Below are 22703 nucleotides of genomic sequence, written 5' to 3' on the forward strand. Positions count from 1 at the left end.
GGCACGGCCGGCGGCGCCATCCGGTGCCGCCGGCCGTCCCCGAGGGTGCGACGGAGTCCGCTCTTACAGCGGTGCGCGATCGTCCCGCGTCAGGCGCCAACGGGATGCGACGACACCGACGATCAGCGCGCCCAGCCCGCCGGCCATCATGTCGCCGATCGTGTCGTCGTACGTGACGAAGATGGCATCCGTGATGAAGCGGTACCCGAACCACTCGATCATCTCCCACACGGCGCTCAGCGCCAGGCCCGCGATCATTGCGACGACGATCGGCGTGCGTCGGCGGCCGGTCGGGGCCACGACCCCGGCGTCGTCGAGCAGCACCAGCGCCACGGCTGCGAGCACGCCGGTGCAGACGAGGTGCACGACGAGATCCCACCCCGTCCACGCACGGTAGAGCTCCAGCACGTTGCTTCCCGCCGCGACGAACACCGTCACGCAGGTCACGAGATCCAGGCCCGAGCGCAGGCCGATCATGCGAGAGAGCATCACGGCGGGCAACGACATCGACAGCACGGCGAAGTCGGTGAAGGGCAGGGTGAACAGCGAAAGCACGACGAGCACGATCGCGATCGCGCGCACCGCGTCGGCGAGCCAGTCGGTCGCGCTCCGCGGGGGACGCTTGAGGTTGGCGTAGAGGGCCCGGATCATCGGCATCCGCCCATCAGGGGATACGAGCGAGCCGGCCGGAGGGTCACGGCGCACCCCCGCCCGGGATGCGCACCACGGCCTGCACGGGCAGGTGGTCGCTCGGCCACTGGGTGCCGGTCGGCCGGGGGTCGATCCCCACGGCGCGCACGCCGACGTCGGGGGTCGCCAGCAGCGCATCGATCCGACGCGCACCGAGCTTGGGACGACGGTAGTTGTTGTACGTGCCCCATTCGGCCGTGCGCCGCGCGGGCGCGTACGCCCACGTATCGACGAGCAGTCCGTCGGCGAACATTCCGGCGAGTTCGCGCGAGCGCACGTGAGCGTTGACGTCGGCCGTGAACAGCAGCGGTCCCCCCTCGCCGGCGACGAGGTCGTGCAGCCACGTCGCCGAACGGCGGCGCGCGCGGTGCGAGAACGCGTCGAAGTGCGTGTTGACGAATGTGAACCGTGCGCCCGTCGCCCGATCGCGGAGTTTCGCGATCACCGCCACCCGCGGGATCGTGTTGCCCCACCCGGTCGACCCGGGAGCGTGCGGGGTGTCGGAGAGCATGACCTGGTCCCAGTCCTCCACCTCGATGCGATCGCGGTCGTAGAACACAGGTGTGCCCTCGCCCCCGCGGTCCTTGCCGCGTCCGAGGCCGATACGCCCGTACGGCGAGCCCAGGGAGTCCTGCACCCACTGGGCCTGGTCGGGCATCGCCTCCTGCGCCCCCAGCAGATGCGGGCGGTTGGCGCCGAGGAAGGTGCGCAGTCGCTGTTTGCGCATCGGCCACCGGTCGGCCGGCGGCCAGGTGATCCTCTCGAAGCGGCGGCGGATGTTGAAGCTCATCACGTGCAGATCGGGTGCCTCGACGTTCGGGAACAGGATGCCGGCCATCAGTGCGCCACCCCGCTGCGGCTCGCGTGCTCCGCGCCACCCCGTCGCGGCGACGCGCCGCCGCCCGCCACCCGGTGGCTCGCGGTCCGCCCGCCTGCGAAGCGGGTGCGCGCCACCCGCGCCCACCGCACGGGCGGAAAGTCCGCCGGCCAGTGCGCGAAGACCGTACCCGCTCCACGGCGGAAGCAGATCGCGAACCGTCGCGGTTCGACGGTCCGCGACGACACGCGCATGTGATCGCCCCGGACGTACCGGATGCGATGCGAGACGCCCAGGTGGTACGCCAGGTCGAGGTCGTCGTGCAGTTCGGGATCGAGGTGCACCTCGTCGCGCACGGCGAGCCACGCCCGCCGTCGGAAGGCCATGTTCGATCCCCACAGCGGCGTGTGCCCCAGTGCGGGGAACGCGCACGCCGTGTACAGCCCGAGGAAGGCGCGAGCCATCAGCACACGCCGCGACGCCGGACCGTCGTGGAACACGGCGCCGCCGGTGGCGGCATCCACGTCCGGGTCGGCGAGCGCGTCGACGAGGCTGGCGATCCACGTCGGCGCCGGGAGGCTGTCGGCGTCGAGACGCAGGACGACGTCGCCGACGGCGGCGTCGTAGCCGGTGGCCGCGGCGGCCGGGATGCCGCGCTCGCCGCAGAACACCACGCGCGCCCCGGCGGTGCGGGCGATGTCGGCGCTGTCGTCGGTCGAGGCGTTGTCGACGACGACGATCTCGTCGGCGGCGACGGTCTGTGCGGCGAGCGCGCGAAGGCACGCACGCAGGTGCGCGCCGTCGTCGCGGACGGGGATCACGACCGAGACGGTCGCGGACGACGACGCGGGGCCTTGGGGCACGCTTCCTCCCGGGGACGAGTCCTCTCACGCTAGGCGATGCGCCGCCCGCGTTTCCCGGCTTGACGCCTGCGGGCGGCGATGACACGCGCGCAGACGCCCTTTCGTAGGGTGGATGCCATGGCCTCCGTCCTCAACGTCTCGGCGTACCTGTTCACGCGCATCGACGACCCCGCGGTGCTGCGCGCGTCTCTGCGTGACCGGGCGGGCGCCGCCGGCCTCCGCGGCACGATCCTGCTCGCCGAAGAGGGCATCAACGTGTTCCTCGCCGGTCCCGCCGATGCCGTGCGCGGCTTCATCGCCGACCTGCGCACCGATCCGCGTTTCGCGGCGCTGCAGACGAAAGAGAGCTGGTCGGATGCCGTGCCCTTCGGCAGGCTGCTGGTGAAGGTGAAGCGCGAGATCATCCGCATGGACCGCCCCGAGGTGCGCCCGCAAGACGGACGGGCACCGGCGGTCAGCCCCGACACCCTCCGCCGCTGGCTCGACCGCGGCGCCGACGACGACGGCCGGGAGGTCGTGCTCGTCGACACCCGCAACGCGTTCGAGGTCGACTACGGCACCTTCGCCGGCGCGAAGGACTGGCGCATCGAGCGGTTCACCCAGTTCCCGGATGCCGCGGTCTCCTACCGCGACGAGCTCGCCGGCAAGACCGTGGTGAGCTTCTGCACGGGCGGCATCCGCTGCGAGAAGGCGGCGCTGTACCTGCGTGCGCAGGGCGTCGATGCGTATCAGCTCGACGGCGGCATCCTGGGGTGGTTCGACGCTCAGGGCGGTGCCCACTGGGATGGCGACTGCTTCGTCTTCGACGAGCGCGAGGCCCTTGATGCCGGGCTCGCGCCGGCGCGGGCACCCGGCGTCACGGGTGCGGCGTCGGCGCTCGGCGCGGGCACTGCGCCGATGCACGACTCCGGCGATCCGGACGCCTCGGTCGTCGGAGCAGCCTCAGACGCCGGATCCGCTTGAGCCGTGCTCTGGGACCAGCATGCCTGCGTCGAGCTCGTCGAGACGGCGGATCTCGCCGAGCTCGACCGCTACCGAGCGGCCGGGGGCGGCCTCGTCTCGCTCAACGTCGGGTACGCGCCCCACGGGCCCGACGTCACGGCATCCCTCCTCCGCGCGTTCCGGTCGCAGGTGCGCGCGATCGACGGCCTCGCGCTCGCCGCATCCGTCGACGACGTCGATCGCATCGCGGCCGCCGGAGACACCGCGGTGGTGTTCGACCTCGAGGACTGCGCGCCTCTGGGCGGGGACCTGGATGCCGTGTCCACCCTCGTCGCCCAGGGCGTGCGCACGCTGGCTCCGACGTACAACTACGCCAACCGCGCGGGTTCGGGGTGCCTCGACACGACCGACGGAGGCCTCACCGCGTGGGGCCGCTCGCTCATCCGCGAGGTGAACCGCGTGGGCATGGTGCCCGACGGCTCGCACGTGGGCGCGCGCACGACGGTCGACATGTGCGCCGCGTCGACCCGCCCGGTCGTGTTCAGCCACTCGAACCTGCGCGCGGTGTGGGACCACCCGCGCAACATCACCGACGACCAGGCCCGCGCCGTCGCCGACACGGGGGGAGTGGTCGGCGTCACCGGCGTCGGCATCTTCCTCGGCCCGAACACCCCGACGCTCGAGGCCATGGTGCGGCACATCGAGTACGCCGTCGACCTCGTCGGCATCGACCACGTCGGCGTCAGCACCGACTTCTCGTTCGACTGGCAGACGTTCCGCGACGTCTTGGCGACGAGCCCCGAGCTGTACGACGCGAGCTACACCGCGTGGGGACCGGTCGAGTGGATGCCACCCGAGACCTTCATCGGCATCGGTGCGGCCCTCGCCGCCCGGGGCTGGCGTGACGGCGAGATCGCGGCGGTCGTCGGCGGGAACTTCCGTCGCGTCGCGGCCGAGAGCTGGCATCCCCTCGTCTGAGCGCCGGATGCCACGCCGGAGGCGCTGAGCTGTGGCAGGCCTCTCTCGGTAGCCTCGACGCATGACGACTTTCACCGACGGCGCCGTCCTGCGTCCCGCCCGCGCGGGGGATGAGACCGGCATCCTCGCCTGCATCCAGGCCCTCGCCGACTACGAGCGCGAACCGGATGCCGTCGACAACACCGCCGACATGATCGCCGAGACACTGTTCGGCGACGACCCCCGCGCGTTCGCATTCGTCGTGGAGGGCCCGGACGCCGAGATCCGCGCCATCGCGATCTGGTTCCTCACCTACTCGACCTGGACCGGTCGCCACGGCATCTGGCTCGAAGACCTCTACGTGCACGAGCAGTACCGCTCGAACGGGTACGGCGTCGCTCTGCTGGCCGCGCTCGCCGCTGAGTGCGTCGACCGCGGGTACTCGCGCCTGGAGTGGACGGTGCTCGACTGGAACGAGCCCGCGATCGGCTTCTACCGCGCCCTGGGCGCCGAGGCGATGGAGGAATGGACGACGCGGCGGGTGACCGGGGAGGCATTGGCGGCGCTGGCGGCGCGCGGCGTCTGAGACCCCTTGCGCGCCGGCGCCGAGTTCGGCGCTCGCTGCTTTTCATCGGTGTGGCGTGGGCGACCGTTGCGCGCCCTGCCGGCGATGGCGATGAGCGCCCCGCCGGTGATGGGGGAATGGGCCGACAGGAACGGAGCCGGCCGCGCGCTCGATGAGTGACGGCCGGCCCCGGCTGTGCAATCCGGGTATCCCGATGTTCGCTTACTTGAGGGTGAAGATGGTGGCGTTGCCGGAACCGGGGCAGGGGAGGCCGCCGGTGGGGCTGGGTGGAGTCCAGGCGCTCGGTGCCGTGCGGTTCGTCGTTGTCCCGTCGTTGAATTCCCGGGACCCGTTGCGTCCCCACGCGACAAAGCCCCCGGAGGAGAGTTGGGCGAACGCGCTCGACAGGGTCGTAGCGATCTTGGTGGCGTTCGTGATGCCCGACACGGCGACGGGTGTGCTGCTGTCGGAGGTGGAGCCGTTTCCGAGCATTCCGGTGCCGCCTTTACCCCACGCGCGCAGTTCGCCGGTGGAGAGGCGGGCGATAGCGCCACCGCTGTAGCCGCATACTTGCACGGCGTTGCTGATGCCAGAGACGGTGATGGGGCTTGCTGGACCGGTCGTACTGCCGCTTTGGCCGTCGCCTCGCTCGCCGCTAGAGCCCAAACCCCAGGTCTGTATTTGACCACTCTGCAAGAGGACGTACGGCGTGTAGTCGGCGCACGAGATCCGGATAGCGGTGTTGATGCCCGGTACGGCGACGGGCAGGCTTTGACTCTTGTTGCCGCCGTTGCCGTTTCCTCCGTAGGCGCCGTAGCCCCACGAGCGCACTTCGCCGGTGGAGAGCAGCGCCCAACCATTGGCGGCGCCGGCAACGATCTGGGTGGCGTTGGTGATGTTCTGCACGGTGACGGGGGTGGAGCTGCTCGCAGTCGTGCCATTACCGAGTTGGCCGAAGTTATTCAATCCCCAAGAGCGAATTCCACCGTTGCTCAGTCGGGCCATGGCGGTCTGGCCCCCCGCGCAGATCTCGACAACACCCGTGAGCCCCGGAACCTTGGCCCAGGTGGTGCGGCTGGTTGTTGTGCCGTCGCCGAGTTGCCCATAGCTGTTCGTGCCCACGCCCCAGACGGTGCCGTCTTGCAGAAGGGCCAGAGTGAAGGCGCTCACACCCGAGCCGCTGCCCTGGGCCAGCGAAACGATGGGCGAGGGGAATGACATCAGCAATTGCTCAGGCGGAGAAATCGCGCGGCTAGTGGACCCGGTCCCGGCCCCGCCGTTGCCAGTCGGGGTTCCCGAGCCGGTGCCGATTCCGTTCGGTCCGCCGGCGAGGGCATTGGCGCCGAGGACGGTGAGGCCTGCCGAGGTGTTGCCGCCGCTGGTGGCGGCGGTGATGGTGAGGGTGCTGCCGGGGGTGGCCCAGTTGTCTGTGGTGGTCATCGTCGAGGCGGCGGTGCCGTTGCTGATGGTGGGGGTGGCGGGGGAGAAGCTCACCCCGCTGGGCCCGATCAGGGAGACGGCTCCGCTGGGGGCGGGTTGGCCGTTGTTGTCGGTGACGGTGATGGTGACGGGGGTGTTTCCGGCGGCGGGTGCTTGCATGTTCGGTGTCGACACGGTCAGGGTCTGCGCGCCGGTGCTGGCGAAGGCGGGGCTGGTGGCCGTCATGGCGATGGCGGGGACGGCGAAGGCGGTGGTGGCCAGGACGGTGCGTCGGGTGGGGCCTGCCTGGGCGGTGCGAGTGTCCATGTGTGGTCCTTCGGGTCGCGGGACGGCACAGAGAAATGCTCGAGTGAACCATGCCCTCACCCCACGTCGCGGTCATGCGACCGCGGGCCACTCGGCGCGAGGTGAAACGGTGTTCGGTGCGCACCGGCGGGCCTTCTGATCACCGCGATAGGGGACCCCTGCCTTCATCTCACCCGGTGCATCACCCGGGCTGTTCACTCCGGTGGCATGCAAGCGTGCTGGTGACGGGCGGGAGCACCGTGCCGACGAGGGGAGTCCGCCTGCGACCCGGAAGACGACGAGGCAGTCTTTCGACAGCCCTTCACCGCGCGAGGTCCGCCAGCACCGCCTCCGCCGCCCGCTGCCCCGACACCAGCGCGCCCTGGATCGACGCGGTGTCGCGGTGATCGCCGGCGACGTAGCGTCCGTCGCCGAGCCGCACCGAGCGCCGCAACCGCAGCGGCGCATTCTGTGCGGGGAGGGCGCCGGCGACGTCGTCGCATCGCAGCAGGCGCCACGGACGGGTGTCGGCATCCCAGATGTCGGCGAGCTGGTGCCGGATGCCGTCCTCCGATGCCTCCGACGGCATCACGCACGTCGCCTGGATGAGGTGCTGCCCGCGAGGAGCGTAGGTGGGCGCGGTGTTCGTCATGACGGCGGTGTTGACGATCGGCCCCTGCCGGCGCCCGTCGACGCGGAGCGCCGCGTCGCGCGAAGGCGCCGCAGGGGCGGCGAACCACCACGTCTGCAGACCGCGGGGACGGGGGAGCGGCACATCGAGCGAGGGGTCGAGGCCCGTCGCGATGACCACGGCCCGGGCGGTCATGGCATCCCGGCCCTCGATGCCCACGTGCCAGCCGCGGGCGCGGTCGCGTGTCGAGACCACGCGGTGCCCGAGACGGATCCCGACCCCGGCCCGACGGGCGGTGTCGGCGAGCTGTGCGGGAAGCGCCCCGATGCCGGCGGCCGGGACGCCCGGTCGCCCGAGCGCGAAGCTGCGGACGAGGAGGCGGACGAAGGCGTCGGAGGTCTGCTGTCGATCGTCGGCGAGCACGCCCGCGAGGAACGGCTCGAGCACCGCCTCCCGCAGCGGTCCCCGTACGCCGGCGCGATCCCACGTCTCGTCCAGCGCGCGGTCGGGGCCGACCTTCGCAGCACGCGCGGAAAGGACCGTGGGCGCCGCCCATCGGGCGAGCGCAGGGAGATCCGCGGGCCGCACGAGCCCGCTCCGCAGCGTCTCGGGGACCGACAGCGGATGCCGCAGAGGGTGCGCGAGTCGCACGAGTCGGTCGTCGAGCCGCACACCGACGGCCACCGGGAAGCGTCGCAGCGCGAGCGCGTCGATGTCGACCCACCGCTGAACGGCCGGATACGCGGGGTTCAGCACGTGGAAACCCCGATCGAGGCGGAACCCGTCGACGACGTCGGTGCGCTCGCGCCCACCCACGGTGTCGTCCGCCTCGAGGACGACGACGTCACGGCCGGCCTCGGCGAGCCGCGTCGCGCAGCGAAGCCCCGCCAGCCCCGCGCCGACAACGATGACGTCGTATCCGCTCATCCCGCGAGCCTAGGCACCACCGCCCCGTGATCCCCGGGGCTTGCGCGTCCCGTGTCCGCGACCGCCGAGTCGGCCCCGCGTGCACCGATGGTTCGACGGATCCTGCGTCACCGGACGTTTACCTCGCGGAGTCAGGATGTTCCCATGGCATCCGTCACGATCCTCTTCGTCTGCGTCCACAACGCCGGACGCTCGCAGATGGCCGCCGGCTACGCCCGGGCGCTCGGCGGCGACCGCGTCACGGTGCTCTCGGGCGGCAGCGCCCCCGGCGCGGCGCTCAACCCGATGGCGGTGGCCGCGATGGCCGAGGAGGGCATCGACATCAGCGCCGAGGTGCCGCAGCTGCTGCTCACCGACGACGTGAAGGCGTCCGACGCCGTCATCACGATGGGCTGCGGCGATGCGTGCCCCATCTTCCCCGGCAAGAGGTACGAGGACTGGGAGCTCACCGACCCGGCGGGCAAGGGGCTCGATGAAGTGCGCCCGATCCGCGACGACATCAAGGGTCGCGTCACACGCCTGCTCGACGACCTGTTGGCATGACGAAGGGCCGGATGCCGTGGCATCCGGGCCCCGGAAACGACTTACGCCGACGCTTCCTCGCGCTTGGGCAGCACCCAGCCGGGGCGCACGAAGTGGCACGTGTAGCCGTTCGGAATGCGCACGAGGTAGTCCTGGTGCTCGGGCTCGGCCTCCCAGAACGCAGCCTCGGGCTCGATCGTCGTCACCGCCTTGGCGGGCCAGATGCCCGACGCGTCGACGTCGGCGATGGTGTCGCGGGCCACCTTCTCCTGCTCGGGGGAGAGCGGGAAGATCGCGGAGCGGTAGCTCGTGCCGATGTCGTTGCCCTGACGGTTCAGGGTCGACGGGTCGTGGATCTGGAAGAAGAACGCCAGGATGTCGCGGTACGACGTCTGCGTCGGGTCGAAGACGATCTCGACGGCCTCCGCGTGACCGGGGTGATTGCGGTAGGTCGCGTGATCGTTCTGACCGCCGGTGTAGCCGACGCGCGTGTCGAGCACGCCGGGCTGACGGCGGATGAGGTCCTCGACGCCCCAGAAGCATCCGCCCGCGAGGACGGCGGTCTCGGTGCCGGGGCGACGGGTGATCTCGCCGGTGTCGGTGGGTCCGCTGGTCATGCTGTTGCTCCTTTTGCGGTCGCGGAAAGGGAAGAGGTTCATGAGGCGCGCGTCTCGCGGAAGAGGCTCAGGTACGCGCCGTAGCCCTGTGCCTCCAGCTCGCTGACGGGCACGAAACGCAGTGCGGCCGAGTTCATGCAGTATCTCAGCCCACCGGCCTGGCGGGGGCCGTCGTCGAAGACGTGCCCGAGGTGGCTGTCGGCGCCGGCGGAACGCACCTCCGTGCGCGTCATCCAGAGCGTCCGGTCGGTCTTCTCCACGACCGCGGCGTCGTCGATCGGCTTGGTGAAGCTCGGCCAGCCCGAGCCGCTCTCGAATTTGTCGGTCGAGGAGAACAGCGGCTGTCCCGACACGACATCGACGTAGATGCCGTCCTCGTGGTTGTCCCAGTACTCGTTGCGGAACGGCGGTTCGGTCGCGTCGTCCTGCGTGACGGCGAACTGGCGGTCGGTGAGGCGGCTGAGTGCCTCCGACGTCTTCCGGTACTCCGTGCTCACGGTTCGTATCCTCTCGTCATGACGACCTGTGGCGGGCGTCCTTCAAGAGAACGCTTCTGCCGCCGCTTTTGGTCCCTCGGGGCTGGGAGCGCGCTGTGAGTTCGCGGTCGACCCCGGATGCCGAGGGCAAGCCCCGGCCGTCGCGAAGGGGCCGCTACTAGCGTGGCGTCTTCGACCCCTGGAGGATGCCATGACCCGCACCATCGTCATCACCGGCGCCAGCGACGGCATCGGTGCCGCGTCGGCGAAGCAGCTCGCCCAGCTCGGCGAGGAGGTGGTCGTCGTCGGCCGCAACCCGGAGAAGACCGCGCGCGTCGCGCGCGCCCTCGGGGTGGAGTCGTTCGTCGCGGATTTCAGCGATCTGGCGCAGGTGCGGGGGCTCGCGGCATCCCTGTTGGAGAAGTATCCGCGCATCGACGTGCTCGCCAACAACGCCGGCGGGATCTTCGGGGAGCGCACGGTCACCGACGACGGCTACGAGCTGACGTTCCAGGTGAACCACCTCGCCCCCTACCTGCTCACCAACCTGCTGCTCGAGCGGCTCATCGAATCGAACGCCTCGGTGATCCAGACCTCGAGCGCCGCAGCGAAGCTCTTCCCTCGTTTCGACATCGACGACCTGCAGGGCGAGCGCCGCTACTCCTCGACCGCGGCCTACGGCAACGCGAAGCTCGCCAACGTCCTGTTCACCAAGGAACTCCACCGCCGGTTCGGCGACCGGGGTCTGTCGGCCGTCGCCTTCCACCCGGGTGTGATCGCGTCGAGCTTCGGATCGACGTCGAACGGACCGTGGAAGTGGATGTACAGCGGGCCGCTCGCGCAGCGCCTCATGACCTCCACCTCGGTGGGCGGTGCACGCCTCACCTGGCTCGCCCTCGGCAAGCCCGGCGTCGACTGGCAGCCGGGCGGCTTCTACGCGAACAACAAGCCCGCGAAGACGAACCGGCTCGCCGACGACCCGGTCGTCGCGCGTCAGCTGTGGGAGCGCAGCGCGCTGCTCTCCGGCCTCGACGGCTGACGTCGGCGAAGAGGGTGCCGCGTCTTTCAGCGCGCGCCCGCCCGCGGCGGGCTCACCTTCCATCCGAAACGCTCGAGCGCGGCGTGCAACCGTCGCGCCTGCGCCCAGGCGACCTCGCCCGAGACGTCGGAGTAGACGTCGATCGCGAACGGCGGCGGGTCGGCGAACTTGGGGATCTCCACCTCGGCCCAGGCGTGCGGAGCGAGCCACACCCGCGGGCGGGCGGTGCCGGCATCCTCGACTCCGCCGTCGGCGGCGAAGGCGATCGCGTCGAGGGCGTCGATCTTCGTGATCGGCATGTTCACCACGAGGGTGACCGCGTGCAGCTGTCCTGTCATGGCGTTCCTCCCTTTCCTCATCCTCACACGGGGTTCGAGCGCGCGGACCGCGCAGACGAAACTGCCGTGGCGGATCGTGGACCACGACGCATAGCTCGCGCACAGGATCGGCCAGGCCGCGGGCAGGGTGCCTCCCGCACACTCGTGCCATCGAGATCACCCCGACCACCGGAGACGACCATGAGCAGGATTCCCGAAACCCAGATGACCCCCGACGGTCCCGCCTACGAGGGACGGTTGCTCGATCGGGCCGACGAGCCGGTCGTCGATCAGGGCGCCCCGTTCGATATCCGCACCCTCGTCTCGCGCCGCGGCATCCTGGGCCTGCTCACCCTCAGCGCCGGAGCGGTCACCCTGGCCGCCTGCACCCCGGCTGCGACCGGAACGACAGCGACGGCGACGCCCACCGCAACACCGTCCGCGAGCCCGAGCCCGAGCCCGAGTGCGACCGCATCCGCCACCCCCGCCGCTTCGGCGACGACCGCCGCCGCCGCCCTGCCCGCCGGCGAGATCCCCGACGAGACCGCCGGTCCCTACCCGGGCGACGGCTCCAACGGCGCCGACGTGCTCGAGCGGTCCGGCATCGTCCGCAGCGACCTCCGCTCGAGCCTCGACGGTGGTGCGACGGCCGCGGGTGTGCCCATGACTCTGAACCTCACGGTCTACGACACGGCGAACGGTGACGTGCCCTTCGCCGGAGCCGCCGTGTACGTCTGGCACTGCGACGTCCAGGGACGCTACTCGATGTACTCCTCGGGCATCGAGAACGAGACGTACCTGCGAGGTGTGCAGGTCGTCGGCGCCGACGGCGTGGTGTCTTTCACGTCGATCTTCCCGGGCTGCTACGACGGTCGCTGGCCCCACATCCACTTCGAGGTGTATCCGAACGTGGATGCCATCACCGACGCGTCCAACGCGATCGCGACCTCGCAGGTCGCGCTGCCGCAGGCCGCGTGCGAGATCGTGTACGCCGATCCGGTGTACCCCTCGTCGGCATCCAATCTCTCCCGCGTCTCGCTCGACAGCGACAACGTCTTCGGCGACGACGGGGGAGCGCTCGAGCTCGCCACCACGTCCGGCGACAACGCCGCCGGTTGGACCGTCTCGCTCGGCGTCCGCGTCGACACCGCCACCACCCCGACCGCGGGCGCCGCGCCCGGCCGACGCGGCTGACCGGGAGGGACTCCTCTCATGCTGCAGAACCTCACCGGCTGGCACGCCCTCCTCGTGCTGGCCGTCGTCATCCTCGTCTTCGGGGCCGCCAAGCTCCCCGCCCTGGCGCGAAGCCTCGGACAGTCGGTCCGCATCCTCCGGAGCGAAGCAGGCGACGCCCGCGCCGAAGACGCGACGGCGCTCGTCGATGACACGCGCCGGTCCGTCCCCACGGGGGAGAGCTCGACGGCGACGGCGACGGTTTCGCCTGCAGCGGCTCCCGCTGAGCCCGGGTAGCCTCGAGGCATGCCCGGCCCCCTCGACCAGCTTCAGGCGCTGGTGGAGCACCGCGGTGCCGACCTCTTCCCGTCGCTGCGCGCCGCGCCGGTCGAGGGTGAGGCGCGCTCCGCCGCGGTTCTGATCCTGTTCGGTGTGCTCGATGGCATCCCGAGCCGGCGTACCGCCGCGCACGTGCCGAGCGACCTCGATGTCCTACTGCTCGCTCGCGCGCACACCCTGCGCGCGCACCCGGGTCAGGTCGCGTTCCCCGGTGGGCGGGTGGATGCCGCAGACGCGGATGCCGTGGCCGCGGCGCTGCGCGAGGCATATGAAGAGACGGGTCTCGATCCCGACGGTGTCGACGTGTTGGGCACGCTCGATCCCGTGCCGCTGGCGTTCTCCCGGCACGAGGTCACTCCGGTCATCGGGTGGTGGACCGCGCCCTCGGCCGTCCGTGCGGTCGACGCCGCCGAATCGGCCGACGTGTTCCGGGTTGCTGTCGCCGACCTGCTCGACCCCGCCAGGCGCGGCGTGACGGTCATCCGGCGCGACGGACGTGAGTGGCGCGGACCCGCCTTCTCGCTCGATACGACGGGCGGTGCGCAGACGCTCTGGGGCTTCACCGCGATGATCCTCGACGCGCTCTTCGATCGACTCGGCTGGACCGAGCCGTGGGACCACAGGCGCGAGATCACCCTGCCGCCGCCCCCGGATTGACGCGTGTCGTCATCCGTTGCGCGAGCCGCCTCCCGGATCGCTAGCGTGGGACTCGTGACTGCGCCCATCGATCCCACCACCACCTCCGCCTGGTCGCGCCTCACGGCGCTCCGCGACGGATTCGAGCCCGACCTGCGCGGCTGGTTCGCCGCCGACGCCGACCGCACGCGCAACCTGACGCGCACCGTCGGCGACCTCCACGTCGACCTGTCGAAGAACCTCGTGACCGCCGAGGTGCTCGACGCCCTCGTCGCGCTCGCCGCCGAGACGGGCGTGGCCGAGCGCTTCGCCGACATGCTCGGCGGGGCGCACCTCAACACCAGCGAAGACCGTGCCGTGCTGCACACGGCCCTTCGGCGCCCCGCGGGCGCAGAGCCCGCGCTCGTGGTCGACGGCCAGCAGGTCGACAGCGACGTGCACGAGGTGCTCGACCGCCTCAGCGCCTTCGCCGAGCGCGTGCGATCGGGCGAGTGGCGCGGTGTCACGGGTAAGAAGGTGACCACGGTCGTCAACATCGGCATCGGCGGCAGCGACCTCGGGCCGGTCATGGTCTACGAAGCGCTCCTTCCCTACGCCGACGCCGGCATCCACGCGCGTTTCGTCTCGAACATCGACCCGGCCGACATCGCCCAGAAGACCGCCGACCTCGATCCCGAGACCACGCTCTTCATCGTCGCGTCCAAGACGTTCACCACCCTCGAGACCCTCACCAACGCGCGCCTGGCCCGCGACTGGCTGTGGGAGAAGCTCGGAGCAGCGGGCGCGATCGACGACACGGATGCCGCGCGCACCGACGCCGTCGCGCACCACTTCGTCGCGGTGTCCACCGCACTCGACAAGGTCGAGGCGTTCGGCATCGACCCGACCAACGCCTTCGGCTTCTGGGACTGGGTGGGCGGCCGGTACTCCGTCGACTCCGCCATCGGCCTGTCGCTGGCAATCACGCTCGGCCCGGAGGCGTTCCGCGACCTGCTCGCCGGCTTCCACACGGTCGACGAGCACGTGGCATCCACTCCCGTCGAGCAGAACGTGCCCGTCCTCATGGGGCTGCTCAACGTCTGGTACACGAACTTCCTGGGCGCGCAGTCCCATGCGGTGCTGCCGTACGCGCAGCAGCTGCACCGCTTCGCGGCCTACCTGCAGCAGTTGACCATGGAGTCCAACGGCAAGTCCGTGCGCTGGGACGGCACGCCGGTCACCACCGACACCGGCGAAGTGTTCTGGGGCGAGCCCGGCACGAACGGCCAGCACGCCTTCTACCAGCTCATCCACCAGGGCACGCGCCTCATCCCGGCCGACTTCATCGCCTTCGTCAACCCGGCCTACCCGCTGGCCGACGACGGGCGCGACGTGCACGGGCTGTTCCTGGCGAACTTCCTCGCGCAGACCAAGGCGCTCGCGTTCGGCAAGACCGCCGAGGAGGTCGAGGCCGAGGGCACCACCGGCGCGCTCGTCGCGGCCCGTACCTTCCCCGGCAACCGTCCGACCACGTCGATCTTCGCGCCGTCGCTCACCCCGTCGGTGCTGGGCCAGCTCATCGCCCTGTACGAGCACGTCACGTTCACGCAGGGGACGATCTGGGGCATCAACTCCTTCGACCAGTGGGGTGTCGAGCTCGGCAAGCAGCTCGCGCTGCAGATCGCCCCGGCGATCGAGGGCGACGACGACGCGCTTGCCGCGCAGGACGCGTCGACGCGGTCGCTGCTCGACTACTACCGGGCGCACCGCTCCTGACACCGCGACACGGCTGAGGCCGTGAGGACGGGTCGATCCGAACATTTCTTCACCTCTTCGGATCGGCCCGTTCGTCATGTCGGGCGACCGCGCGGTGGGGTCGATGGATCGGTCGTTCGGCGGTGCCGCGCTGTTCGGGTTTTCGCCTGTTCAGGCTTGCAATATACGCCTCGATCCGCGTCGCGCTCCCTCCGGCGGATCCACCGCCGATGCCCCGCCCGCCCGATGCCGTTCCCGAGAAGTCGCTCACACGCGCCATCCAGGTAACGAAGAGATAACGCTCAGAACCGCCCCGCACACTCGGGGACTTGTGTCGACCCGAACGACACGAGACCGCGCTCGATCCCGACGAGCGCGCCCTGACGAAAGATCTCTTCTTGCTCCGTTCTGATGTGAAACTCCTGCACGTCCATCGCGCCCGTCGCACCCTCGTCACCGCCGCCACCTGCGCCGGTCTCGCCCTGGGCCTCGTCGCCACAACGGGTCTCGCCGTCGCCGCGCCCGTCTCGCTGCCCGACGCCTCGGCCTCGTCCTTCTCGGCCCCCGGATCAGCCGTGCCCGTCTCGAGCGCTCCCACATTGAATGCCGTTACCACCGGCGCCGCGCAAGCCAAGACCGACGCCAGCTCGGTGCTCGATCGCGCCGACGCGGTGCGGGCCGATGTCGCGGCCACCGGGCTTCCCCTCTCGATCGGCGACTCCTCCATCGACACGGCGGCCCTCGAAGACGCCGTGGACCGTCTCGGGTCCACCGATCTGCTTCCCGTGCTCCTGGTGCCCGCCCTCAGCCAGAACGCCCAGAGCGAGGTGGAGCGCGTGACGGCCCGCGTCGACGAGGTGCAGTCGAGCCTCGACCAGGCCAAAGCCGACAAGGCGGCCGCCGACGCCGCCGCCGAGGCGCAGCGCCAGGCCGAGGCCGCGGCAGCCGCGGAGGCGCAGCGCCGGGCGGATGCCGCCGCCGCTCTGGCCCGCGTGAACACCCCCGAGGGGGCCAAGGCCTACGCCGCGCAACTCATGAGCGAGAAGTACGGCTGGGGGAGCGACCAGTTCTCGTGCCTGTCGTCGCTGTGGACCAAGGAGTCCGGCTGGAACTACCAGGCCTACAACAACGACGGTGGGGCGACCGGAATCCCGCAGGCCCTTCCGGGTAGCAAGATGGCGACCTTCGGAGACGACTGGCAGACGAACGCCGCGACGCAGATCGCCTGGGGCCTCGATTACATCTCCCGCGGCTACGGCACGCCGTGCAGCGCGTGGGGCCACTCGCAGGCGGTCAACTGGTACTGAGAATTACCTCCGCGACCGCCCGCGGCGCTCGTCAGCGATATATCGTTATGTATCGCTGACTCAGATCGGGTCCGCGCGAAGGAGGTCGTCATGAGTGGTTCATTCCTAGGAGACGCGTTCGGCGGACGCGGTGGCAACAACACCCCCGGGTGGCCGATGTCCAACATTCTCGAGGGTCTCGAGCAGCTGCGGACGCAGTTCGAGCAGAAGACCGGTTCGACGCCGCGCATGAACAAGGGCGACGTGCGCTCGGCCGTGCTCTCGCTCCTGCTCGAGCAGCCGATGCACGGCTACCAGATCATCCGCGAGATCGAGGACCGCAGCGGCGGCTCGTGGAAGCCCAGCCCCGGTTCGGTGTACCCCACGCTGCAGCTGCTCACCGACGAGGGCCTCGTGCAGGCCGAGGAGTCGAACGGTCGCAAGACGTACTCGCTCACCGCCGAGGGCCGCGCGGCCGCGGGAGATGAGACCACCGAGCGCAGCGCGCCGTGGGAATCCGCGGGCTCGCGCGACAGCGGGCGCATGACGGCCCTTCCCAAAGCGGGCGTCGAGCTCGCCCAGGCGGCCGCCCAGGTCGCGCGAACCGGCAACAAGGAGCAGGTGCAGCAGGCGGTGGAGATCCTCGACGAGGCTCGCCGTAAGCTCTACTCGATCCTCGCCCAGGGCTGAGGTTGATCGAGCTCGACGTGCGCCGCGCGTCCGTCGGCATCCCGGAGGACCGATGACCGACGACGCCCTCATGAAGGCCCGTTACCGGCGGATCACGCGCTTCGCGGCGCGCTACCTGGTGCAGGCCTGGTGGTACGAGCTCTTCCTGCCGCGGTTCGGCCTCGGGTGGATCTCCGCCCGGGGCCGCACCCGCCGGCTGCAGCGCATCGCCCGCCGCTTCCACGTGCTGGCCGTCGACCTCGGCGGCTTGATGATCAAGGTCGGGCAGTTCATGTCGTCGCGCCTCGACGTGCTGCCCCCGGTCATCACGAAAGAGCTCGAGGGGCTGCAAGACGAGGTCCCCGCGGTCCCGTTCGCCCAGATGCGCGCCCGCGCCGAACGAGAGCTCGGGATGCCACTGGAGCGCGCTTTCGCGAGTGTCGACGAGCGCCCGCTCGCCGCGGCGTCGCTCGGCCAGGCGCACCGCGCGGTCCTCACCGACGCGCTGGCCGCCGAGACGGGCTTGCGCGCCGTCGTGCTCAAGATCCAGCGCCCCGATATCGACCGCATCGTCGACGTCGACCTGCGGGCCCTGCGCAAGGTGGGGGTGTGGTTGAGCAAGGTCGCGCTCGTGCGCGACCGTGTCGACATGCCCGCGCTCGTGGAGGAGTTCGCCGTCACGAGCCTCGAGGAGATCGATTACCTCCACGAAGCGGCGAACTCGGAGCGGTTCGCGGCCGACTTCGGGGGTGAGGGCGGAGTCGCCGTCCCCGAGGTGGTGTGGGAGCGCACCACCCGCCGCGTGCTGACGCTCGAAGACGTCAGCGCCATCAAGATCAACGATGTCGACGCGCTCCGCGCCGCCGGCATCGATCCGTCCGAGGTGGCCGCGCGCTTCGCGCGGGTGATGTTCGACCAGCTCTTCGACGACGGCTTCTTCCACGCCGACCCGCACCCCGGGAACGTGTTCGTCACGCCCCTCCCGTCCCCGGATGCCACCACCCCGGCGTGGCGGTTCACGTTCATCGACTTCGGCATGATGGGCGACGTGCCGCCGAGTCTGCGGCGGGGTCTGCGGCGGGTGCTCATCGCGGCCGCCTCCCGTGACGGAAAAGGCCTGGTCGACGGCATCCGTGACGTCGGCGTGCTGCTGCCCTCGGCCGACACGATCCAGCTCGAGCGGGCCATGACCCAGCTCTTCTCGCGGTTCGGGGGGATGGGCTTCGCCGAACTGCAGGAGGTCGACCCGCGGGAGTTCCGCGCATTCGCGATCGAGTTCGGCGACGTCGTGCGTTCCCTGCCGTTCCAGTTGCCCGAGAACTTCCTCCTCATCGTCCGCGCGATGTCGTTGACCAGTGGCATGTGCAGCGCGCTCGACCCGGCTTTCAACATCTGGGATGCCGTCGAGCCCTACGCCCAGCGCCTGATCCGCGAAGAGAGCGGGAACACCGTCCAGGCGCTCGCCCGCGAGGTCGGGGCCGTCGCGGCGGTGACCGCGCGACTCCCGCGTCGCGCCGACAACCTCATCTCTCGGCTCGAGGAGGGCTCGCTCTCGGTCGAGACGCCCCGCATCGAGCGCCGGTTGCGAGACCTCGAGCGCATGATCCGCCGGGTGGTCTCCGCGGTGCTGTTCACGGGGCTGCTGGTCGGGGGAGTGCTGCTGCAGGCCGAGCAGGCGGTGCTCGGCACGATCCTCATGACCGCCTCGCTCGGTCCGCTCGCGCACGCCCTGCTCGCCGGCTTCGTCGCCCGCCGCAACGGCGCCTGACCCGCGGCACTCCGACCGTTGCGCGGCGGTGATGTCGCGCCCGCGGTGTCTTGGCGTGCGTCGGCGGTCCGAGCGGCCCTGCGAGTCGGCTCCCCCCGCGCGCCGGGGCCACGCGAGTCGGTGCCCCGCGAGTCGGTTCGCCCGCGCGTCGGTTTCCCCGCGCCGGTTCCGCCGCGCGTCGGTTCCCCTGAGGGTCGGTTCGCCCGCGAGCCGGTTCTCCTGAGAATCGAATTCCCGAGAGCCCGCGGTGGTTCCCCGGGGTCGATGGGACGTCGTGAGACGACGAGAGCGCCGCCCCGAATCGTTTCCGGGACGACGCTCTCGTGTGGGGCGTTCGGCCGCCGCGCGGCGACCGAGGGCGGGTCAGTACCAGCCGGTCGACTGCGAGTGGCTCCACGCGCCGCACGGGTCGCCGTAGCGGCCGGAGATGTAGCCGAGGCCCCACGAGATCTGGGTGGTCGCGTTGGTCTCCCAATCCGCGCCGGCCGACGACATCTTGCTGCCAGGGAGCGCCTGGGGGATGCCGTAGGCGCCGCTGCTGGCGTTGTAGGCCCGGTAGTTCCAGCCCGACTCCTTGTTCCACAGCGATTCGAGGCAGGAGAACTGGTCGTCGCCCCAACCGCGGCTGGACAGCATGCCGCGAGCGGTGGCCTTGGCGCCGGCCGGGCTGTTGTCACCCGAGCCGCCGCCCGTGGCGAACGGCGCGGACGAGCCGCCCCCGGTCGACGAAGACGATGACGTCGACGAGGTGCTTCGCTGCGCCGCCGCCGCCGCTTCTTCTTCGGCGGCCTTCGCGGCGGCAGCGGCGGCGGCCTCGGCCTCCTGTCGTGCCTTCTCGGCGGCTTCCTCCTCCGCCTTCTTCGCCACCGCGGCGTCGAGGCTTCCGCGCAGTTCGGCCACGCGCTGGTCGACCGCAGCGGTCGCGGCCGTCACGTCGGAGGCGAGACCGGGCAGGAACGTCTCGGGCAGTGCGGATGCCGACTGCAGGCGCTCCGTGGCGTGCGCCAGCGCGTCGGTGTCGATCGTGGCGGGCTGACCGATGTCGAGACCGGATGCCGCGATGTCGGCCTGCACGGTGGAGGCCGCCTGCAGGGAGGTGGCGGCAGTCGACTCCGCTGCGCGCGCTGCGGCGGCCTCAGGGCCCCGCGGAGCGGACAGGGCGGTCGGGGTGGTCGCCGACGCGAGCGAGAAGGTCGCCGACGAGAGGTCGGCGGGCGAGGCGGTGGCGGCCGGCACGGTGCCGGTCAGGGTCGCAGCCGCGACCGCTCCGACCACGAGCGCGCCGACGGTCGCGGCGGGGCGACGACGGGTGCGGCGGGCGGCGAGGCGGCGGTCACGACGGTTGGAAAAGGGCGTCGAAGAAGAGCGCATAAAACCGGTTTCACGTGAGGGGGGACGATGCGGGTGTCACCGTCCGACCCGCGTTCGGCGGGCACGAAACGGGGAGCCTGGCACGGGATTCTGGATGCCACCTGGGCGCGCGACGTGAGGAGGGTGCGACGAAAGCGCAGATCCGAGCCGAATCGGGACCGTCCGACGCGTCCTGGAAGACGCTCTGTGACGCTCGCTCCGGCGACGCACTCCGCGGGGAGGGGGCGGTGGGTTAGACTGGGGTGTCACACGTGGGCTTTGCTCGTTTCCGAGTGGGCCCGTGACGCCGCACGACAATCCGCTTCGCTTCGACTCGTGGCGCGCGTCCGCCTCCCGGCAGACATTCGCACGACAGCCCCGGTCCGCCGGACCGACGGGCGCAGGAGTCGGAGCCCGACATCACACCCAACTAGGACAACCCACTACATGACTACCGCAACGACCGCCCCCGCTACCAAGCAGGTCGCGATCAACGACATCGGCTCCGCCGAAGACTTCCTGGCCGCCGTCGAGAAGACGCTCAAGTTCTTCAACGACGGCGACCTCATCGAGGGCACCGTGGTCAAGATCGACCGCGACGAGGTCCTCCTCGACGTCGGTTACAAGACCGAAGGCGTCATCCCCTCGCGCGAGCTCTCGATCAAGCACGACGTCGACCCCAACGAGGTCGTCAACGTCGGCGATCACGTCGAGGCCCTCGTTCTCCAGAAGGAGGACAAGGAAGGCCGCCTCATCCTGTCCAAGAAGCGCGCCCAGTACGAGCGCGCCTGGGGCGACGTCGAGAAGATCAAGGAGAACGACGGTGTCGTCACCGGTTCCGTGATCGAGGTCGTCAAGGGTGGTCTCATCGTCGACATCGGCCTCCGCGGCTTCCTCCCGGCATCGCTCATCGAGCTGCGCCGCGTCCGCGACCTCACGCCGTACCTCGGCCAGGAGATCGAGGCCAAGATCCTCGAGCTCGACAAGAACCGCAACAACGTCGTGCTGTCGCGCCGCGCCCTGCTCGAGCAGACGCAGTCCGAGTCGCGCACCACGTTCCTGAACAACCTGCACAAGGGCCAGGTCCGCAAGGGCACGGTCTCGTCGATCGTCAACTTCGGTGCGTTCGTCGACCTGGGTGGCGTGGACGGTCTCGTTCACGTCTCCGAGCTGTCGTGGAAGCACATCGAGCACGCCTCCGAGGTCGTCGAGGTGGGCCAGGAGGTCACCGTCGAGATCCTCGAGGTCGACCTCGACCGCGAGCGCGTGTCGCTCTCGCTCAAGGCGACGCAGGAAGACCCGTGGCAGGTGTTCGCCCGCACCCACGCGATCGGTCAGATCGCTCCGGGCAAGGTCACCAAGCTCGTTCCGTTCGGTGCGTTCGTCCGCGTGGCCGACGGCATCGAGGGCCTCGTGCACATCTCCGAGCTGTCGGGCAAGCACGTCGAACTCGCCGAGCAGGTCGTGTCGGTCGGCGAAGAGGTCTTCGTCAAGATCATCGACATCGATCTCGAGCGTCGCCGCATCTCGCTGTCGCTCAAGCAGGCCAACGAGTCGGTCGACCCCAACGGCACCGAGTTCGACCCGGCGCTGTACGGCATGGCCACCGAGTACGACGAGCGTGGCGAGTACAAGTACCCCGAGGGCTTCGACCCCGAGTCGGGTGCCTGGCTCGAGGGCTTCGACGCTCAGCGCGAGCAGTGGGAGCAGGAGTACGCCGCTGCCCAGGGTCGCTGGGAGGCTCACAAGGCCGCCGTCACCAAGGCCCTCGAGGCCGAGGCCGCCAACCCGACGGACACCGGTTCGTTCGGTGGATCGTTCTCGTCGGAGTCGCCCGCCCAGGGCACCCTCGCCGACGACGAGTCGCTGGCTGCGCTTCGCGAGAAGCTCTCCGGTCGCTGATCCGTCCTGTACTGAAGGCCGGTACCTCTTCGGAGGTGCCGGCCTTCGGTCGTTTCCGCGCAAGCCCTGGCCGCCGGCCGGCGCCCTGGGAGAGGATCGATGTATGGCAAACCGACTTCCGCTCCTGATCACCCTCGCCGGCGTCGCCGTGCTCTTCCTGTCGATCGCGTTCGTGTTCGCGCTGGTGGTCGGCGCGATGTTCTTCGGCGGCATCGAGTTCACCGGCGGACACATGGATGCCACGGCCCCCGCATTGCAGCTGCGTCTCGCCGCCTGAGCGTCGAGACGAGCCGGCGTCCCTCGATGCGCTGGCCCTCCGCCATGTTTCGCGCGTGTTTCCGCGGGTTTACGGGTGCGACACGCCCGGGGTGTGGTGTGGATTCGACGGGTGGGTGGTTGGCACGTAAGTTATTGCTTGTTCGCCCCACAGGGGAGAGCGGAGAGGCCGGAAGGCCCCGCTTCGTCTCAAGTGGCGGACCGTGCAGGACCTCGCCGGATGGTGTATGGTTTTGCTTCGGTCGTTCGGCCGGTTTTCACGACGTTGATCTTGTTGGGTCCCACGGTGAGAGCTTGAAGGTTCGAACGGTCCGATTTTGATGTGAACTGCCCCACGGGTTGGTCGGAAGACTGTTGCTTGTGGGTGCGTCCGTTCCTTGAGAACTCAACAGCGTGCACTTGTCAAATGCCAATTTATTCCTCGTCGGTCTTCGGACTGCGAGAAATTCCTTTGGATCAAAGACCAGCCCTTTTGGGGGTTG

The 22703-nt window shown here is 70.3% G+C and carries 23 protein-coding genes; 14 read left to right on the forward strand and 9 right to left on the reverse strand.

Annotated features, from left to right (window positions below):
* Positions 1–63 precede the first annotated feature (63 nt).
* The 3 genes from AS029_RS10055 to AS029_RS10065 are packed head-to-tail and all read right to left on the reverse strand — an operon-like array spanning position 64 to position 2370.
* Positions 64–651 (reverse strand): DUF2238 domain-containing protein, encoded by a 588-nt coding sequence (locus AS029_RS10055; RefSeq protein ID WP_058232438.1) that lies wholly within the window; start codon positions 649–651, stop codon positions 64–66.
* A 43-nt stretch (positions 652–694) separates the two neighbouring features.
* Positions 695–1528 carry an endonuclease/exonuclease/phosphatase family protein gene (locus AS029_RS10060; RefSeq protein WP_058232439.1) on the reverse strand — a complete coding sequence of 278 codons (834 nt, stop codon included), beginning with the start codon at positions 1526–1528 and terminating at the stop codon, positions 695–697.
* A complete protein-coding gene (locus tag AS029_RS10065) occupies positions 1528–2370 on the reverse strand; it encodes a glycosyltransferase family 2 protein (RefSeq protein ID WP_074615907.1) in 843 nt (280 codons plus the stop codon). Before AS029_RS10065 ends, AS029_RS10060 begins: the two co-directional genes overlap by 1 nt.
* A gap of 117 nt (positions 2371–2487) precedes the next feature.
* On the opposite strand from AS029_RS10065, the gene AS029_RS10070 reads away from it, so the two are divergent.
* From AS029_RS10070 to AS029_RS10080, 3 genes are all read left to right on the forward strand, one after another.
* A complete protein-coding gene (locus AS029_RS10070; RefSeq protein WP_082642248.1) occupies positions 2488–3333 on the forward strand; it encodes a sulfurtransferase in 846 nt (281 codons plus the stop codon).
* A gap of 3 nt (positions 3334–3336) precedes the next feature.
* The gene (locus AS029_RS10075; RefSeq protein ID WP_058232440.1) at positions 3337–4290 is read left to right on the forward strand and encodes a dipeptidase; all 954 of its coding nucleotides are present in this window, start codon (positions 3337–3339) and stop codon (positions 4288–4290) included.
* A 61-nt stretch (positions 4291–4351) separates the two neighbouring features.
* Positions 4352–4855: a GNAT family N-acetyltransferase gene (locus AS029_RS10080; protein WP_058232441.1), complete on the forward strand. Its 504-nt coding sequence runs from the start codon at positions 4352–4354 to the stop codon at positions 4853–4855.
* 201 nt (positions 4856–5056) lie between these two features.
* Here the strand turns inward: AS029_RS10080 and AS029_RS10085 are convergent, their stop codons facing one another.
* Positions 5057–6580: an RCC1 domain-containing protein gene (locus tag AS029_RS10085; RefSeq protein WP_058232442.1), complete on the reverse strand. Its 1524-nt coding sequence runs from the start codon at positions 6578–6580 to the stop codon at positions 5057–5059.
* Positions 6581–6881: 301 nt separating this feature from the next.
* The gene (locus AS029_RS10090) at positions 6882–8117 is read right to left on the reverse strand and encodes an NAD(P)/FAD-dependent oxidoreductase (RefSeq protein WP_058232443.1); all 1236 of its coding nucleotides are present in this window, start codon (positions 8115–8117) and stop codon (positions 6882–6884) included.
* A gap of 144 nt (positions 8118–8261) precedes the next feature.
* On the opposite strand from AS029_RS10090, the gene AS029_RS10095 reads away from it, so the two are divergent.
* A complete protein-coding gene (locus AS029_RS10095) occupies positions 8262–8660 on the forward strand; it encodes an arsenate reductase ArsC (protein ID WP_058232444.1) in 399 nt (132 codons plus the stop codon).
* A gap of 41 nt (positions 8661–8701) precedes the next feature.
* Here AS029_RS10095 and msrA read toward each other — a convergent pair whose 3' ends face one another.
* Together msrA and msrB are read right to left on the reverse strand one after the other, a co-directional pair.
* Positions 8702–9256, reverse strand: a complete 555-nt coding sequence (gene msrA, locus AS029_RS10100; protein WP_058232445.1) for a peptide-methionine (S)-S-oxide reductase MsrA — start codon at positions 9254–9256, stop codon at positions 8702–8704.
* Positions 9257–9294: 38 nt separating this feature from the next.
* On the reverse strand, positions 9295–9753 hold the full coding sequence (gene msrB / locus AS029_RS10105) for a peptide-methionine (R)-S-oxide reductase MsrB (RefSeq protein ID WP_058232446.1): 459 nt from the start codon (positions 9751–9753) through the stop codon (positions 9295–9297).
* Positions 9754–9943: 190 nt separating this feature from the next.
* On the opposite strand from msrB, the gene AS029_RS10110 reads away from it, so the two are divergent.
* Entirely contained in the window at positions 9944–10771 is an 828-nt protein-coding gene (locus AS029_RS10110) for an SDR family NAD(P)-dependent oxidoreductase (protein WP_058232447.1), read from the forward strand.
* 26 nt (positions 10772–10797) lie between these two features.
* Here AS029_RS10110 and AS029_RS10115 read toward each other — a convergent pair whose 3' ends face one another.
* The gene (locus AS029_RS10115; RefSeq protein ID WP_082642249.1) at positions 10798–11109 is read right to left on the reverse strand and encodes a hypothetical protein; all 312 of its coding nucleotides are present in this window, start codon (positions 11107–11109) and stop codon (positions 10798–10800) included.
* 180 nt (positions 11110–11289) lie between these two features.
* Between AS029_RS10115 and AS029_RS10120 the strand changes: the two genes are divergently transcribed.
* The 7 genes from AS029_RS10120 (at position 11290) to AS029_RS10150 (ending at position 18693) form a co-directional block, all read left to right on the forward strand.
* On the forward strand, positions 11290–12282 hold the full coding sequence (locus AS029_RS10120; protein WP_058232449.1) for an intradiol ring-cleavage dioxygenase: 993 nt from the start codon (positions 11290–11292) through the stop codon (positions 12280–12282).
* A gap of 18 nt (positions 12283–12300) precedes the next feature.
* On the forward strand, positions 12301–12558 hold the full coding sequence (locus AS029_RS10125; RefSeq protein WP_058232450.1) for a Sec-independent protein translocase subunit TatA/TatB: 258 nt from the start codon (positions 12301–12303) through the stop codon (positions 12556–12558).
* 9 nt (positions 12559–12567) lie between these two features.
* Complete coding sequence (locus AS029_RS10130; protein WP_058232451.1) at positions 12568–13257, forward strand: NUDIX hydrolase; 690 nt, start codon at positions 12568–12570, stop codon at positions 13255–13257.
* 54 nt (positions 13258–13311) lie between these two features.
* On the forward strand, positions 13312–14991 hold the full coding sequence (gene pgi, locus AS029_RS10135; protein WP_058232496.1) for a glucose-6-phosphate isomerase: 1680 nt from the start codon (positions 13312–13314) through the stop codon (positions 14989–14991).
* A gap of 377 nt (positions 14992–15368) precedes the next feature.
* Entirely contained in the window at positions 15369–16277 is a 909-nt protein-coding gene (locus AS029_RS10140) for an aggregation-promoting factor C-terminal-like domain-containing protein (protein ID WP_058232497.1), read from the forward strand.
* Positions 16278–16367: 90 nt separating this feature from the next.
* Positions 16368–16946: a PadR family transcriptional regulator gene (locus tag AS029_RS10145; RefSeq protein WP_058232452.1), complete on the forward strand. Its 579-nt coding sequence runs from the start codon at positions 16368–16370 to the stop codon at positions 16944–16946.
* A 52-nt stretch (positions 16947–16998) separates the two neighbouring features.
* Entirely contained in the window at positions 16999–18693 is a 1695-nt protein-coding gene (locus AS029_RS10150; protein ID WP_058232453.1) for an ABC1 kinase family protein, read from the forward strand.
* Between the two features lie 363 nt (positions 18694–19056).
* Here the strand turns inward: AS029_RS10150 and AS029_RS10155 are convergent, their stop codons facing one another.
* Positions 19057–20064, reverse strand: a complete 1008-nt coding sequence (locus AS029_RS10155; RefSeq protein WP_175456649.1) for an aggregation-promoting factor C-terminal-like domain-containing protein — start codon at positions 20062–20064, stop codon at positions 19057–19059.
* Between the two features lie 426 nt (positions 20065–20490).
* On the opposite strand from AS029_RS10155, the gene rpsA reads away from it, so the two are divergent.
* Complete coding sequence (gene rpsA, locus AS029_RS10160) at positions 20491–21945, forward strand: 30S ribosomal protein S1 (RefSeq protein ID WP_058232454.1); 1455 nt, start codon at positions 20491–20493, stop codon at positions 21943–21945.
* A gap of 103 nt (positions 21946–22048) precedes the next feature.
* A complete protein-coding gene (locus AS029_RS17610) occupies positions 22049–22222 on the forward strand; it encodes a hypothetical protein (protein ID WP_167345254.1) in 174 nt (57 codons plus the stop codon).
* The last annotated feature ends 481 nt before the right edge of the window (positions 22223–22703 follow it).

The organism is Microbacterium enclense (assembly GCF_001456955.1).
Lineage (GTDB): Bacteria > Actinomycetota > Actinomycetes > Actinomycetales > Microbacteriaceae > Microbacterium > Microbacterium enclense.